The following is a 15,759-nucleotide window of genomic DNA, read 5'->3' on the forward strand; positions in this document are numbered from 1 at the left end:
GCGGTCGGCCAAAACAGACGGCCCTCCCTCGGTGCGAAGGCGGTTGCCGATTTCGATGAGATTTTCGCGCGTGACTTCTTTCCCCTGTTTTTTCAACTCGTCCCGCAGGACGTCGGAGAGGGAGTAATAGATGAAGCCGCTGGAAGTCAGAAGCTTGGCGACTTCCCCTTTACCTGAGCCATTTTTTCCGGTCAGGCCGATAATCATCGTTCAGTGGCTAGTACCGTCTGCCGCTAATGTCAAATGTCAAAGTTCAAAGTTCAAAGGAATGTCAAATTTCAAAGGTCAAATTTGGCCTTGTTGTTTTGGAATTCCTTTGGCATTTGAACTTTGACATTTGTCATTTCGGCGGTGCCTTCAAATCTCCCGTCTGAACGGTGATTTCAAAATCGTTCCTCTCATTTTTCAACGTGAGCGGTTCTTTTGTTTCCTTCTTTTTGATTTCAAAAATCCCGATCAGATCATCCGTTAAATAAAACGGATCGATCAATTTCTGCTGGATGAGCCAATCCTCTTCATCTCCCTCCCAGACGATCAATAAAATATGGTCTGCGTTCTTCACCGAATAGTCCCAGTCCCAAAGCGCCATCTGATCGTATTCAAGGATCTGCTCCGGGTATTGATAGGCGGTATCCCCCCATTCGCACATGTCGTAAATCCGTTTCGACTTGCTCAAGAATGGCCCCGGAATCAGCGAATGGGTGCGTAGGGCGGGACGTAAGTCTTCTTTCCCGATTTCTTTTAGCTTTCCCGTCGCCAAATGGAGCAGGGTCTGACGATTCATTTCAGGAATTGCCTTCTCATACGGTACGACGGCGTAATGGATGTTGGCATAAAAGCCGCCGTTGCCTTCGTGAACAACATGCGGTTTGCCGGTGATCGGATGGGGACCTTCATAATCGATGATCGCCGTATCTTCGTAATCGTAGGAGATCCGTACTTCTTTAAGCAAAAGAACATTTTTACCATCCATTTCGGCATACGCCTTGTACTGGTTTCCTTTTCCGGCGTCGGGGTCAAGCAGTTGAAAGACCGGGATGTGATTGAGGCGGTCTTTGGCGCCGTCGTAGATGAATTCCTGTTCATTGATTCTTTTAATCCGCGGACAGAGAGCCGGCTGGATGTCCAGTTTCCGGGGGTTGGCTTCCTTGTTTTTAATGATGCCCGTTTTCATGCCGTCAGCTTGTCCCCGGCAAACGCCCAACGGTTCGCCCAAGGCAAGACAGAGGCCCAAAAAAAAGATGACTTTCTTGTCTGGCATCAAAAATCATTATACCATAAAGTCTCGTTATGAGTTTAAACACCGTGTCAAATGGAAATCGTCTCCGCTGGGACGGAAAAAGGAATCCGTTTTACGAAGTTTACTATTTAAAAATTGTGGATCCGGACAAAGGGTGGTCGTTTTGGGGGCGATACACCCTTTGCGTGCCGAAAAAGGAAAGGGAAAAGGCGACCGCTTCCGTCTGGGGGATTTTTTGCCGCCCTTCGACTTCGCTCAGGGCAGGTCCGACAACGGTGGCCCTCAAACAGACCTATCCGCTGAACCGTATCGACCCCTTTCATTCCGAACGTTTTTTGCAGATTCAGGAGGATTTTCTTTCACTGGATTCGGCCGTCGGGCGTTTGGGTGATTCGGACCATGAAATCGCCTGGAATCTCCAGTTTGAAGACCCGACCCTCTCGGCCGGTTTGTACCCTTACGGATTTTTGTATCGTGGTTCTTTTCCCAAAACCAAATTTTTGGAACCACGCCTTTCCACGCATGTCACCGGAACTCTGACGATCGACAAAGAGGTCCTCCGTCTTTTCCATCACCCCGCCCATCAGGCCCATCTGTGGGGAACCGCCTATGCGAGACGATGGGTATGGGGAAACTGCAACCAGTTCGAGGAGGATCCAACGGCCGTTTTTGAAGGGCTTGTGGCCCAAATCAAGCTGGGCCCCATCCCCAGCCCCCCGCTCGCCCTTTTTTATTTTATCGTGGAGGGGAGGGAATACCGCGCCAATTCGATTATCCGGTGGATTAAAAACGACAGTTGTCACGATCTTGCCGTCTGGCAATTCGAGGCGATCAGCGGTGAGACGAAATTTGAGGGGGTGGTTCGGCGCGATGTCGGCTCCTTGACAGGAGTGGAATATCTGGGGCCCAACGGCGAGCGTCGTTTTTGCCATAACACGATGATGGGGGACATGGAGTTGAAAATTTCCCGAAAGGAGAACAAGGAATGGGTCTTTAAAAAAACGCTCACGGCGCGAAAAACGGTCGCCTTCGAGACGGTGGAACCGAAGCCCGATCCGCGGGTGAAGTTTGTGTTGTAAAATGGCGCGGTGAACCCTTATCCACAATTTTATCCCCTCTGTTCAATTTCGGTCGTCATTCGTTTGACGGTTTTCTCATTTTGAAACGTCAAATTTTTGTTCGGTGCTTCCCGCCATCATTTTTTTCGTAGTAAAATCAGAAGGATAAAAAAATACGCCGGGTGGTCCGGTTTTTGCATAGGACATTTACATCCATCAGGAGTTGGTTCATGGACGGCTTCCAAAAAATTCTTCTCTTGTTAATTCCGGTGACTCTTTTGGTGTGGATTCTCATCGGCGTTTCCATTATCCGGCAGAAGATTCACTTCCATTTCGATCATTCGACCCGTCTGCGCCGGGGTCTGCGAAGGGCGGTTTCCGAGTTAAATTTGGGAAAGACCGGCAGTGCCGGTGCCGCCGGCAATGCCGGTGCCGCCGGCAGTGCCAGTGCCGATTGATATTGAAGTCCCCTTTGGGGCGGGTTAATGTCTGTTTTGTGGATTTAAACCGTCTCTATTCGATTCTTCACCGCGTCCAAAAGCCCGGCCAATACCTGGGAAACGAGGTCAACGTCGTCAAAAAGGATTTTGATGAAGCGGAGCTTCGTGTCTGCCTGGTTTTTCCCGACAAATACGAAATCGGGATGAGCCATATCGGCCTCAAAATACTCTATGAAATCCTCAATAAACTCCCCCATGTGACAGCCGAGCGCTGTTTTGCGCCTGACCTCGATCTGGAGAAGGAACTCCGGAGAGAAGGACTTCCGCTTTTTTCGCTGGAATCGAAGCGGCCGCTCGCCGATTTCGACATCATCGGTTTTTCGCTCACCTACGAACTGACCTATACCAATATGTTGACGATCCTCGACCTCGCCGGGATTCCCCTTTGGCAAAAGGATCGCACCGACAGGCATCCGTTGATCATCGCGGGAGGAGGTTGCACGATGAACGCCGAACCGGTGGCCGATTTTCTAGACGCGGCTCTTTTGGGAGATGGCGAAGAGGGGATTTTGGATATTGTCGAGGCGGTGCGCCGTGTAAGGGCGCACGGCCGTGCGCCCCTACTGGAGGCGCTTTCTGAAATCGAGGGAATTTATGTGCCATCGTTCTTCGAACCGGAATACAATGCCGATGGCACCATCAAACAGGTTAGGCCGCTCAAGGAAGGATACACAAAGGTCAACAAGCGGGTCATCAAGGAGATCGACTCCGCCCCTTATCCGACAAAACTCCTTGTCCCGTCGGTTCGCACCGTTCACGACCGGATTGGCGTTGAAATCCAGCGCGGGTGCAACCGCGCCTGCCGGTTCTGTCAGGCCGGCTATATCGACCGGCCGGTGCGCCAGCGGTCTCCCGAAACCATCCTTAAAATCGCCGACGAATCGTATCGGCAAACCGGGATCGATGCGATCTCACTTTTGTCGCTTTCCGCCGCCGACTACGCCTGTTTGGTGCCCCTCTTGAAGGAATTGAACGGTCGTTACGCCTCAAAAAAAGTGGCGCTGTCGGTCCCTGCCACCCGGACAGAAAAAATGACCCCGGAACTTGTCGAACAGATCAAACAGGTGCGGAAGACCGGCTTTACCATCGCCCCCGAAGCGGGCTCCGAACGAATGCGGCGGGTGATCAACAAGGGAAACAGGGTGGACGACATGCTGACCGCCGTTCGCAACGCCTTTTCACAAGGGTGGCGACTGCTCAAGCTCTACTACATGGTGGGGCTCCCCTTCGAGACCGATGACGATGTGACCGGAATCGCCCGCGAAGCAATGCTCGGTTTTGGAGTCGCGAAAAGTTACGCACAAGGGGCCGAGTTGAACGTAAGCATCTCGTCGTTTGTCCCCAAGCCTTTCACCCCGTTTCAGTGGGAGCCGCAGATGACCATTGCTGAAACCCGGCGACGGCTCGATCTGATCCGCGCAAATCTTACGGACAAAAAAGTTCGCCTGAAACACCACAATCCGGAGATGAGTTATCTCGAAGGGATCATGTCGCGCGGCGACCGCCGCGTGGCCGGCCTCATCGAACTCGCCTGGCGCGAGGGGTGCCGGTTTGACGAATGGGAGGAACACTTCGATTTTGCAAAATGGCAAAGGGCGCTTTCGAAATGGGAAGGGGATGCTACTTTTTATCTTTATCGCCGTCGTAATCGAGATGAAGTCCTCCCGTGGGATCATCTCTATGCGCAGATGGATAAAAAATTTTTGTGGGAGGAATATGAAAAGGCGCATCATGAGGCTTTCACCGAAGACTGTAGCACCCACCGTTGTTCCGATTGCGGCGTCTGTGATTTTCGTGTCGTCAAGAATCGGATTTTTGTTCCAGGGGATCAGCCGGTGATGGTCAAGAAGGGAAATAGAGAATGGTATGGGTGGAAGGGAAAAGGGAAGATGGAAGATGGAAGATCGAAGATGGGAAAAAAAGAATTCTCTCCATCTTCGATCTTCGATCATCTATCTTCCAAAATCAGATGCCGCTACTCCAAAACCGGCGAGGCGCGATTTTTGGGTCATCTGGAACTGATGGGGGTTCTGAAACGGGCGATCGTCCGGGCGGGATTGCCGGTTACCTATTCGGAAGGCTTTCATCCTCAAATGAAAATTTCGATGGGGCATCCCCTCCCGCTGGGGGTCGAAAGCGAATGGGAATATTTCGATCTGGAGCTTGGGACAATGTCCCTTGGGACAGCGTCCCTCGGGACAATGTTCCTTTTCCAGCCTGTTGACCCTGAGCGGCCCCCTTTGGGGGCCGTCGAATGGGTCGATCCAACCGAGGCGAAACGCCAAATCAACCGGTGTCTCCCGGCCGGGGTGGAGCTTTTATCCGCCGAAAAGGTTGACAGATCGGTTCCTTCCATTTATTCTCAACTCCAAGAGGTTGATTACGAGGCCTTTTTCGATGGTCTCCCCAATCATCAGTGGGAGAATAAGGCCTTGGAACTTTTAAACCGGTGGCAGGAGACGCCGGAGGTTTTGTGGGAGCGTGAAACCGAGCGGGGTATCAAGCGTTTCAACCTTAGAGAGTTTGTTGACGTGAGCCTCGACGGGTTTCCGCGGAGATTTCTCTTCACAGCCAGGGTGAAGCCGGAGGGGAGTGTCAAACCCCAGGAGGTATTGGCCGCTCTGTTTGGTTTATCAAAGGAGGATTTGGGCCGGGTCCGACTCAAAAAAACGGGAGTCGCCTGGAAGTCCTAAAAAAAATTAATCGCCGGCCGGGATAAAAATCAAGGAGACTGTTGTATTTCCCGGGCATCAGGGGAAAAGTTTGTTATAAAAATTCATTTTTAACCGGAATTCCAATGAGAGGCTTGAAATTATCGCCGTTTCTGTTGTGTTTTCTTCCATAACCGGTTTTATTCTTTTTTCCTCGTTGCCCTTTTATTACTTCCTTTCCTTGTTTTAATTCCCGCCGCAGTTTGAAGTATGTCGAATGAACTCATCATGAATATTACCCCCGGCGAGACGCGGATTGCGCGTCTCGAAGAGGGGCAGTTGGCCGAACTCTATGTCGAGCGGGCCGGCGAACAGCAGATTGCCGGGAACATCTACAAGGGGCGCATCACCCGCGTCCTTCCCGGCATGCAGGCGGCCTTTGTGGATATCGGCCTGGAAAAGGCGGCGTTTTTGTACGTCAGCGACGTAGTCCCAGACCTCTTCGAGGAAGAGGATGACGAGGAGGAGGAAAACGGCGGCGCCAGTGGAGAATCGGCCGCCCCGGAGGAACGGAGACCTCCCCAGCGCGGCCGTCGGCGTTATAGAGGGCCACTCCCCAGAATTGAAGAGCTGGTCCGCGAGGGGCAGTCGATTGTGGTGCAGGTGGCCAAGGATCCCATCCGCACCAAGGGGGCGCGGGTGACCTGCCACATTTCGCTTCCCGGGCGCTATGTGGTTTCGATGCCCACCGTCGATCATGTGGGGGTGTCGCGCCGTCTCGGTTCCCATCAGGAGCGGATGAGGCTCAAACAGATTATCTCGGCCAACCGGCCTCAACGGGGAGGGTTCATCGCCAGAACCATCAGCGCGGGGGCGGCTGAAGAGGCGCTGGCCTCCGACATGAAGCGGCTGAAGGATATCTGGGAGGAAATTTCGGCCAAACAGGAAAAGGCCCAGCCGCCGGCGCTTATTTACAACGATTTGTCGCTGGTGCTTCGTTCGGTGCGCGACCTGATGAGCCCCGATATCGACCGGCTGGCGATCGACTCGGAAGAGGAATACCAGGAGGTGCTCAAATTCATGGAACAGTTTATGCCCGATCTGGCCAACCGGGTGGAGCTCTACAACAGCGAGGCCCCTCTTTTTGATGTTTATGGGGTCGAGACCGAAATCAACCGGGCGCTCGGCAAAAAGGTCTGGCTCAAGTCGGGGGGCTACCTCATCATCGACCGGAGCGAGGCGCTGACGGCCATCGATATCAACACCGGCCGGTTTGTGGGGCGCCACGATTTTGAGGAAACCATTCTTCAGACCAACCTCGAAGCGGCCCACGAGATTGCCTATCAGCTTCGCCTGCGAAACATCGGCGGCATCATCATCATCGACTTTATCGACATGGAGCGGTTTCCCAACCGGCAGAAGGTTTACTACACCCTCAAGGACGCGCTTCGCAAAGACAAGGTTCGCACCACCATTTCCAAAATTTCCGAGCTGGGGCTGGTGGAAATGACGCGCAAGAGGACCCGCGATTCGCTGACGGAGATGCTCTCGGAGACCTGCATTTATTGCCACGGCAAGGGGCACATCAAGACGCCGCAAACGGTGGCCTTTGAAATCTTCCGCGATCTTAAACGGACCTTTCATCACATCAATGGCCGGTCGATTGTTGTCCGCGTGAACCCCCGCGTGGCGCAGGTTCTCTTCCACGAGGCGAGAGAGCGGCTGGACGGAATGGAAAAGCGCTTCCAAAAGCGGATTCTGGTGGAGACGGAAGAGACCTATCATCTGGAGAAATTTGAAATTACGACGAGGGGGTAGGTTCTTGACAAAAATCAGGCGCTTATAATTTACCGGTTCAAATAAAATCCGAGCAATGGGTCGGAAATACGATATCCTTTTTTCCACTCTTCCTCGATCATTCCCCGATTAAGCAGTTTTTTGATAATTTTTCCGACGGTGGACTTGGGCAGACCGGTTTTTTTCAGGAAACTATCGGCATGGGGGGATAATACATATTTTTCGTTGGCCAGCGCTTTAAGCGCTTTCTTGTCATTTTCAGTGCACCCCTGCAGGAAATAGGGGAATGTCTGCTTTGTTTCAACAAGCTGGTCGAGCTTTTCCTTGACGCCGGAAACGGTTAATTTTGTCTTCTCCGGGGTATTTTCGACGATCCATGCCCCCAGTTCGCAAATGGAATTTGGAACATCGCAAAGTTGTCCGGTCAGCCACTTTATTTCTTCAAGAGCGATATCTATTCTTTTGACATTCATTCTTTCGCGAAAATAGGGGAGCCACTCCGCGGGGTTTATGGGTCCCAGATGCATTTCATCCCCGTACTGATAGAGAGGAGAATTGGCGCTCAAAAACATTTCGTTAAGAAGATGCCTTTTCGAGCCCAGGATAAAAACGCTCGCTTTTTCCAGTTCCTGCAAATGGGCGCGGAAAAGAGCCTCGGCCTCGGGTACCAGTGCAATATCCTGAAATTCGTCAAGGACCAGCATCAAACGATAATTCTCCGCCAGTTTTCCGACGGCATCGAGAAGAGTCAGAAGGTTCTTTTCCGGATCGGCCTTTTCGAAGGATAAGGACGCCGAGGGAGTTCCCGTAACCGGGTCGGATTCCACGCTTATTTTAACGCCCCGCAGATGGGAAACGATTTCCCTGAAAAATGTTTTGACAGGCATCTGCCGCGACAAGGCATGGCTCAAGCCGTATTGAATTCTCCGGATGATCGATTCCATTCCCCCCGCATCCATAAAATCGAACCCGAGAAGCAGATGTTTTCTGCTTAAACGCGCAAATTGTTTTCCGACGATATTTTTGACGAGGGAAGTTTTTCCATACCGGCGCGGCGCAAAAAGGACGGTCCGTCTTCCCTGCCTGGCCCGTGACAAAAGCTCGCGGATTTCATTTTGGCGGTCGCAGAGGTCTTCTTCTCCGATCAGCACATCGTATTTAAAGCCCTTTTGCACCCTCACGAAGACCACGATAGCGCAGAAGAGATTATTTGTCCACTAAAAGTGGACCACTAAAAGTGGCCCTTCATTGGTGGACTCGCGAGTGTTCGGCAACTATCGTTTTCCATTGCGGCGGTTTACCTCGAAAGTTTTTGACAACACTTCGCGATCTCCATCTTTGAGGACCAGTTTCCAGCTCCCCTCCTCCAGCGGAAGAGAAAAAGACCGATACCGGGTCTGAAAGGTGCCCCAATTCGAAATGATTTTGTGGTCTTTAACCAGCTGTTTCCCCGACGGGGAGATCCAGACAAGAGTAAAAATCTTATCGGCACCGCCCTTGACCAGTTTGATTTTTGCGTTCGGCCGTTGGTAGGGGTTGAGTTGATACGATTCATGAAACCGGTCCGAGGCATCACGATATCCGATGGCAAGGACCTTGGGGCCGGGAACCGTTACATCGACCTCCCCAAAATCGTTTCCCCCTGTTGGGGTATATCCTTTCAATTGACCGGTAAATTTCTTGTCTGTCGCAATATACCAACTTCCGATCATTTTATCGTAAAGGGGGACAATACCGGGATGCCGTTCAATCAGGTTATTCTGTTCGTCGGGGTCCGTCCGTAAATCGAAGAGCTCCGCTGTTTTTTTGCCCGTTTTGTTGACAATAAATTTCCACTCCCCGTCACGGAGCCCCCAAGCCTCCGGCAGGGTATTTTTATGGAAAAAAACAATTTGAGGGGGAAATGTTTCGGCAAATAAATCGCGCCCCGAAAAAGAGGCGGGCCCATCAGCTACGACCAGGGCGGAAAGGGTGGCCGCCATATCCCCCACGGAACCCACGCGATGCGAAACATATTTTTGCCGAATGTTTTTCGCATCAAAAGCAATAAGAAACGTTTTAACATTTTCCTCGTAGAGTCTTAGTTTATGAAACAGATTACCCCTGTGCCACTCCTCAAACGACTCGCCATGGTCGCCAGTAATGAACAGGAGGGTATTCTCCAGCAGGCCTTTTTTTTGCAGGGCATCGACAAGAAGACCGATGGCGTAATCGCTGTAGAATACCGAGTTGAGATAGCGTGATTTCCTGTTGTTCCCCGCCAATGGGGCTTTAAAGTCCGAAGGTGCCGCGTACGGATGATGGGCGCAACTGGTCAGTAGCTGAAGGAAAAACGGCGATTCGGTCCCCGTCACCCTGTCAATCCAGGCAAGCGCCTTATTGACGGCATATTCTTCCCGTAGCCCCCACGAATTCAACTGTTCCTTATATTTAACCCGCGCCGTTTCGCTTGCCGGATCATAAAAATAGTCGTACTCCAGCAGTTTGAAAAAAGATCCCATATTTTCAGGATCCAAAAAGCCCGAAGAGACAAGGCCGGTCTGATAGTTTTGCTTTTTAAAATAGCTTTTAAGCGTTTCCCCAAAATAGGGAAAGTCGAGTTCTTCGTAAACACTGCCCCAGGTAATTGCCTCTCCTCCCGTATTCATGGCCAGATGGGTGCGGACAGTTGCCGGATAAATGGAATAGAGCGAATCGAAAATAACCATGTGGTCGCCCATTCCGTTCAAGTTGGGGGTTATGGAGGCATTAAAAGTTCCATCGCCGGTAAAAAGCTGTTTCGAGCCGACCGATTCCAGGACAATGAAAATGATGTTGGGTTTGCGATGGGTTTCAAGGATTTGTTTTTCAAGGGCGCTTAAAACCATCGGATCACCGGGGGATTCGAATACAGTGCCCATTTGAGGGAGCCCATAATCGGTCAGTATCTGTTGTGGGAATGTTGGCGCCGATTGCCCTTTGATCAGGCTATGGATGAGGCTGAAGAGAGGGTAATGTTCCAGATTGTAGTTCTGAAATTTAAGCCACGCGGCATAATTAAGCGAGAGATAGGCGAGCATGGCGACGATAAAGATGGTGCGGTGGGGATGGGGGGAGTTACCGTTTGCCGGTTGCGCTGTTTGAAACAGGCGCCGGTATAGCCACCGCAGAGCGATCAGGATAATCGCGATATTTACATAGGAGAGGGGTGTTATTTCCTTGAGGAAGGAATCGACAAAAAAAGACAATCCGCTGATTTTTCCCTCCTCCAATCCGGGCTGAAGATGATCCAGAAACAGGGAGTAGCCCACCTGGTCGAAAATCAGATAAAGATTGAGAACCATCCATAAGCCGAGCAACGCCGCTCTGACAAGTGTTCCGCGGATCTTCAGGATAAGCATGCATGCAGATGCAAGAACCGCAAAGACGGCGATATTTTCAAACTGAAAAAAAGGGAGGGTAACCAGAAACAACAGGGCCTCCCGCCAGGCGTTTTTCAGGTCGGCGACATAAAAGAAATAATTTTCGAGCTGAATGAGACAGGAAAAAAGAAAGTGGCTCCCGGCAAAAATAACGCCGGTAGAAACGGCGGTTGATTGATATTGCTTGATCGGCATGAGTGAATTATATGTTTTTTATTCATGCCTCGCACCCTCATTTTAACTGCCGCGTTCTTCTGCCTGTTTATGGCGGCCTGCGGCAACAAGCCGCTCCCTTCCGATCTTTCGCTGAATGATACGGAACGGCGGATCATTTTGAACTATGGAAGACTCCTGCTCGACAAGAACGACGACAGGGCCGCGGGGCTGGTCTTTCCGGAAAGGATCAAGTCCCTGAAGCCGCCGTTGATCATCACCCTTTTTTCCGACGACGGCGAGATGATTGCAACGCATCGGGTCGATTCCCCCGACCTGTCGATTCCGGAAAAATTAAAGAGCGGCATCGGGTACCTGCGCGAGAATCACCCGATCGAACCCGGAACGGGATATCTCCATTTGATGGTTGTGAGCTACACGGCGCGTTTCGCCAATTTTGGCATCAAGGGATTGTTTGACTACAAAATATTCGAGCCGATGGTAACCGGCCTGGCCTACGAGTTGAACGGCAAGCGCGTGGAAATAAACCCCCTGCAACAGTTGACCCTTAACAAAGGGGCCAAAAGTTCAAGGGCCTATCTGGCCGGACAACTTGGAATCCTCCCGGAGGAGATGCCCGCTTACAATGATCTGGTTATCGAAATTTACAAGGTCATTCACTTTGGCGAGGCCTGGCCCGACAGAAAATTCACCAATTACTTCAGAGGACACAGGGTTTTTACCATGGATGAAGTCAGTTATGAAACCCTCATGAATCGTCTCAAACTGATCGGCCAATGGTATTCCAATAATGTGATTGACGGCGAGATCACCTACATTTACTCCCCCGCCACTGGGAAATACAAAAATAGCGAAAGAACCATGGTGCGTTCGACCATTGCAACCTGGATTGTAAACAAACTTGCCTATTTTCTGAATGATGAAAAATTAAAAAAATTGGGCGAGGAAAGCCTTCATTTTTACCTCGAGCGCTATTTTAACATGAGCGAATCCGTTAAAAAGGGGGTTCTGATCCCTTCCACAAAACCGACGGAAATCGGCGAGATTGCCGAAAATCGTTACACGACGGCCGGTTTTCTCGTGGCGGCCATTATCGAGAGGGGCGAACTTGAAAAATATTCAAAAGAGGTGGAACTCCTGATGAATTGGGCAATGGCCCATCAAAAACCGGACGGTATTTTATGGACCCAGTTTGCGCAGAGCCAATATTTCGATCCGGGCCAGTTTCTGCTGGTTGTGTCCTTCCTGTATGAAAAAACGGGGGATAAACGGCACCTCGAGTTTTTTGAAAAGTCCTTTCATGCCTACGCCTCACAATTCAAAGACATGATGCATCTGCAAGACGAAACCTACGCCCCGATTGCCCCCGCCTGGTTTACCCAGCCTTTTGCAAAAATGCACCGGTTAACGGGGGACAAGAAATACAGCGATATGGTGTTTTTAATCAACGACCGCGTGGTCAAGTGGTATGAACTCAACGCGCGGTATCAGGTTTATTACGATTATGACGGGATCCTTGCGCCCAAACCGGGATTCTTCGGCAACAACTCCATTACGGCCGCCTCCCTCGAATCGCTTGCCGACGCGGCGGCCGTGGCCAAAAGAGAGGGGGATGCGGCGCGGTATAAAAAGTATTCCGAAGTCATCAAACGCTCAACGGCCTATCTGATGAGACTCCAGTTTATTCCCGAGAACACCTATTACATTCCGCATCGAGAGCGCGTCATGGGCGGTTTTAAAACCGATCTCATCGATAGCACGGTCTGGTGCGACAATGTCTGGCATACGACAAGCGCCATGCTGAAAATATATAAATACGAACTGCTCAATCCTTGATCATCGACATGTCAAACAAATGACTGTTCTCCTTTTCAAAATGATAAATAGAGCTATTTTTTGTCATTTTGAGAAGACTACTTCAGGGGGTTATTACAAACATAGCAAGTATTTTCAATTAGTTAGATAAAATGATTTTTTTAGTGTAATTGGCACAGTAATTGCTTACTATTTAACCTGTCCATGGCTTCCTGTGTCCCGCTGAAAACCGGCATGGGCCCAGGGAACGATTTGGGCATTTAAAATGGAGGATCATATGAAAAAAGCGATATCCCTGGTAGCGGTGGTGGCGATCGCAGGGCTTGGCCTTTTGTTTTTCCAGCCCCAATCGGCTCTAGCCGCACCAGCCGGAAGAGCAGGGATGAAGGATATAAAAAAAGTACAGATGGCGCGAATGAAAGTGATTCAGAGTGCTCTTGAAGCGAGTGGGGATACTGGGGATGCACACGCTGACACCGCAGGAGGAGGCACGAAAGTTTTTTATGGCACCCCTGGTGGCGGCTTTACGATGACGTACGACTCGAAGGGAAGTGCTACCAACATAGAAAGCGGCGACACCACTCAACCGAAGACAGAATCGGAAGGCGGCGACGCCGAAGGGGACGCCGAAGGGGACTCCGAAGGTGAAGGCGAAGGTGAAGGCGAAGGTGAAGGCGAAGGGAGCTAAAACGAGACTCACGGCGGGTGCCATGGACAAAATCAAATGATAAAAAGCCCCCCAAAGGCGGGGGCCTTTTTATCTGTAATAACAGAACTAATTAAGACAAATTATTCTCTCTTTTCTGCTTTTTTTTCGCAACAATTCGCCGGTTCTGCCGATAAGTGAATATGCCCGGATTTTCCCCCTTTCCGCTTTTTGGTTCCCTCATCGCCTGTCCCCCCAAGGGGGGCGCTCCCGGTCTTGATCCCGGCGGCAATGCCCCGGAGTCGGGAAATTTCGAAGAATGGGTCGCGGGGATGGTTCGCCAAATACCCCCTGCCGGCTCCCACGGCTTTGTTCCGCCAACGGAGGAACAACTCGCCCGGTGGCGGGACCTGTTCACTGCCTTTACAAATCGGGACTGGCCGGCCGTGTCCACCAGCTTGGACTATTTTGGAAATTATCGCCTGATCTTTTTCAACGACGAGGCAACAAATGAAGTGTACAGCATCTTGGCCGACACAGGCCGGCAACGAACTGGCCATTGAGGTCGATCATCCCGACTACGACGTGAATACATGGCGGGTCGGCGCCTCCCTCTTTCAGCAGGCCGACGCGCGGTATCTTTTAATCGCCGGCGCCCACCGTTTTGCCAACGGCAAAGGGGAATCGGTTGAATCGGACATGGCCCGCAACAAAAAAAGCCCGTTTCAGGCGGCGCACGAGGCCATCTCCCGCCCCGATCTGCTGACCCTCTCCATCCATGGTTTTACGCGGGGAAAGTACAGCCCGGCAATCAACGCCAGTGATGTCGTCTTAAGCGCCGCCGCCGCCGAAGTCCCACCCGTTGTTACCACGCTCAAGAATGCCCTCGAGGCAGAGGGGATAACTGCGGGCGTCTATGACGGCGGGGCCGATTTCAGGGAACTCTGCGGCAAGGTGAACCCGCAGGGACGCTATTCAAACAAGATGTACGGCGTCGGCAGGTACGTGCATGTTGAAATCGAACGGGCTTATCGGCAAAAAGACACATGGCTCCCCGTGGTTTCCGGCCTTGGGCTCGGGCTAAGGGAGTATTTTTCGCACCAATAGCATGTCCAGTCGTCGGTTCTTGACAAAAATCAGGCGCTTATAATAGGGTGCGCCTTCCATGCAAGCGGTCATTCAAACAGGCGGAAAGCAATATAATGTCTCCAAGGGGGAGAGGCTTTTGATCGAAAAAATCCCCGGCGAACCGGGGACAGAGGTTGCCTTCGAACAAGTCCTCCTCGTCCACGGCCCTGCCACCAGTGGCCCTGCCACCAAAATCGGCACGCCGTATCTGGCCGGCGCCAAGGTGATGGGAAAAATCGTCTCGCAGACCAAGGGGGACAAGGTTGTCATTTACAAGTACAAGCGCCGGAAAGGGTACCACAAAAAACAGGGACACCGGCAACAACTGACCGAGGTTCAGATCGAAGAAATTAGAGGTTAATTGTGGCCCATAAAAAGGCAGGCGGATCATCCAGAAACGGGCGGGACTCGCCGGGGCAGAGGCTCGGCGTCAAGCGCTTTGGCGGGGAGCATGTGAATGCCGGCGCAATCATCGTCCGTCAGCGCGGCACACAGGTGCACCCCGGCCTCAATGTCGGCGTCGGTTCCGACCACACGCTTTATGCCCGCGTGACCGGCCGCTTGGCCTTTTCGCGCTATAGCGGCGATCGAAAAAAAGTAAGCGTTATTCCCGCGTAAGGGGTTAAAGACTTGTGGGTTCAAAAAGCCATCCGCAAAACGGGTGGCTTTTTTGTTTTATGGATTGGGATTTGCGTCCGACGGCTGGTCGGGCGGAATGACGTTGTACTTTTGCCAGTCTTCGGGGTTAACATCGCCGGGGTCTGCTTGCAGAGAATGATGATGGGGGCATGTCTTGGCCCCGCCAAACAACCCGTTTTGGATCGCGTAAGAGGCGAGAAAGACAAAGCCGAAAACGGCGCCTGTCATGATGACCAGCCCGATCCCCTGTCCCCATTTTCGGTAAGAGGTTTTCAGACTCGGCGCATTGGCGAAGATCCAGAAACCGACCCCCAGCGTGACCAGCGGCGGAAAGAGGAAGAGAATGGATGGAATAGAATACATGACAACATCCACAGGCAAACAAAGAAACTCTTTTGATAGAGCAATTTTCGTTCCCGCCAGCCACATCTGTCGGCGAGACAATCCAACGCCTAAGCGGCTTACGAAAATTGCGAAGACAAAAGGAGTCTCTTTGTTTGCCGCCGAATCACAATCATGAAATTTATCGACGAAGCGGAAATTAAAGTCAAGGGGGGAAACGGCGGGAGGGGGTGCGTTTCCTTCCGGCGGGAAAAGTATGTCCCGCGCGGGGGCCCGGACGGCGGCAACGGCGGCAAGGGGGGGGATGTCGTTTTCGCCTCCGACGGGGGTTTGACCACCCTCATGGATTTCAAATATCGCAAATTCTA

16 protein-coding genes are annotated in these 15,759 nt (G+C 51.7%); 11 read left to right on the forward strand and 5 right to left on the reverse strand.

Features of this window, described 5'->3' with window-relative positions:
• Together HYU99_01230 and HYU99_01235 are read right to left on the reverse strand one after the other, a co-directional pair.
• A partial coding sequence (locus tag HYU99_01230; protein MBI2338979.1) for an AAA family ATPase occupies positions 1-207 on the reverse strand: 207 nt, incomplete at its 3' end.
• A gap of 133 nt (positions 208-340) precedes the next feature.
• The gene (locus tag HYU99_01235) at positions 341-1,261 is read right to left on the reverse strand and encodes a hypothetical protein (protein MBI2338980.1); all 921 of its coding nucleotides are present in this window, start codon (positions 1,259-1,261) and stop codon (positions 341-343) included.
• A 29-nt stretch (positions 1,262-1,290) separates the two neighbouring features.
• On the opposite strand from HYU99_01235, the gene HYU99_01240 reads away from it, so the two are divergent.
• From HYU99_01240 to HYU99_01255, 4 genes are all read left to right on the forward strand, one after another.
• Entirely contained in the window at positions 1,291-2,319 is a 1,029-nt protein-coding gene (locus tag HYU99_01240) for a hypothetical protein (protein ID MBI2338981.1), read from the forward strand.
• A gap of 209 nt (positions 2,320-2,528) precedes the next feature.
• Positions 2,529-2,756 (forward strand): hypothetical protein, encoded by a 228-nt coding sequence (locus HYU99_01245; protein ID MBI2338982.1) that lies wholly within the window; start codon positions 2,529-2,531, stop codon positions 2,754-2,756.
• Positions 2,757-2,794: 38 nt separating this feature from the next.
• Complete coding sequence (locus HYU99_01250; GenBank protein MBI2338983.1) at positions 2,795-5,491, forward strand: TIGR03960 family B12-binding radical SAM protein; 2,697 nt, start codon at positions 2,795-2,797, stop codon at positions 5,489-5,491.
• Between the two features lie 228 nt (positions 5,492-5,719).
• Positions 5,720-7,267, forward strand: a complete 1,548-nt coding sequence (locus tag HYU99_01255; GenBank protein MBI2338984.1) for an Rne/Rng family ribonuclease — start codon at positions 5,720-5,722, stop codon at positions 7,265-7,267.
• Positions 7,268-7,296: 29 nt separating this feature from the next.
• Here HYU99_01255 and HYU99_01260 read toward each other — a convergent pair whose 3' ends face one another.
• Positions 7,297-8,427: a hypothetical protein gene (locus HYU99_01260; protein MBI2338985.1), complete on the reverse strand. Its 1,131-nt coding sequence runs from the start codon at positions 8,425-8,427 to the stop codon at positions 7,297-7,299.
• Between the two features lie 93 nt (positions 8,428-8,520).
• Positions 8,521-10,842 carry a sulfatase-like hydrolase/transferase gene (locus tag HYU99_01265; protein ID MBI2338986.1) on the reverse strand — a complete coding sequence of 774 codons (2,322 nt, stop codon included), beginning with the start codon at positions 10,840-10,842 and terminating at the stop codon, positions 8,521-8,523.
• Between the two features lie 24 nt (positions 10,843-10,866).
• Between HYU99_01265 and HYU99_01270 the strand changes: the two genes are divergently transcribed.
• The 6 genes from HYU99_01270 to rpmA all read left to right on the forward strand — a co-directional run bounded on the left by HYU99_01270 (position 10,867) and on the right by rpmA (position 15,028).
• Positions 10,867-12,657, forward strand: coding sequence for a hypothetical protein (locus HYU99_01270; GenBank protein MBI2338987.1), 1,791 nt, complete (start codon positions 10,867-10,869; stop codon positions 12,655-12,657).
• Positions 12,658-12,913: 256 nt separating this feature from the next.
• Positions 12,914-13,324, forward strand: coding sequence for a hypothetical protein (locus tag HYU99_01275; protein MBI2338988.1), 411 nt, complete (start codon positions 12,914-12,916; stop codon positions 13,322-13,324).
• A gap of 161 nt (positions 13,325-13,485) precedes the next feature.
• Positions 13,486-13,845 (forward strand): hypothetical protein, encoded by a 360-nt coding sequence (locus HYU99_01280; protein ID MBI2338989.1) that lies wholly within the window; start codon positions 13,486-13,488, stop codon positions 13,843-13,845.
• Positions 13,793-14,389, forward strand: a complete 597-nt coding sequence (locus HYU99_01285) for a hypothetical protein (protein ID MBI2338990.1) — start codon at positions 13,793-13,795, stop codon at positions 14,387-14,389. The genes HYU99_01280 and HYU99_01285 overlap by 53 nt, the downstream gene beginning before the upstream one ends.
• 58 nt (positions 14,390-14,447) lie before the next feature.
• Positions 14,448-14,771 (forward strand): 50S ribosomal protein L21, encoded by a 324-nt coding sequence (rplU, locus tag HYU99_01290; protein MBI2338991.1) that lies wholly within the window; start codon positions 14,448-14,450, stop codon positions 14,769-14,771.
• 2 nt (positions 14,772-14,773) lie between these two features.
• Positions 14,774-15,028 (forward strand): 50S ribosomal protein L27, encoded by a 255-nt coding sequence (gene rpmA, locus HYU99_01295; GenBank protein ID MBI2338992.1) that lies wholly within the window; start codon positions 14,774-14,776, stop codon positions 15,026-15,028.
• Positions 15,029-15,085: 57 nt separating this feature from the next.
• Here the strand turns inward: rpmA and HYU99_01300 are convergent, their stop codons facing one another.
• Positions 15,086-15,412, reverse strand: a complete 327-nt coding sequence (locus HYU99_01300) for a hypothetical protein (GenBank protein ID MBI2338993.1) — start codon at positions 15,410-15,412, stop codon at positions 15,086-15,088.
• Between the two features lie 153 nt (positions 15,413-15,565).
• Here HYU99_01300 and HYU99_01305 point away from each other — a divergent pair.
• Positions 15,566-15,759: hypothetical protein (locus HYU99_01305; GenBank protein MBI2338994.1), on the forward strand; the 194-nt coding region annotated here is incomplete at its 3' end.

This window comes from Deltaproteobacteria bacterium (genome assembly GCA_016183175.1).
GTDB lineage: Bacteria > UBA10199 > UBA10199 > UBA10199 > SBBF01 > JACPFC01.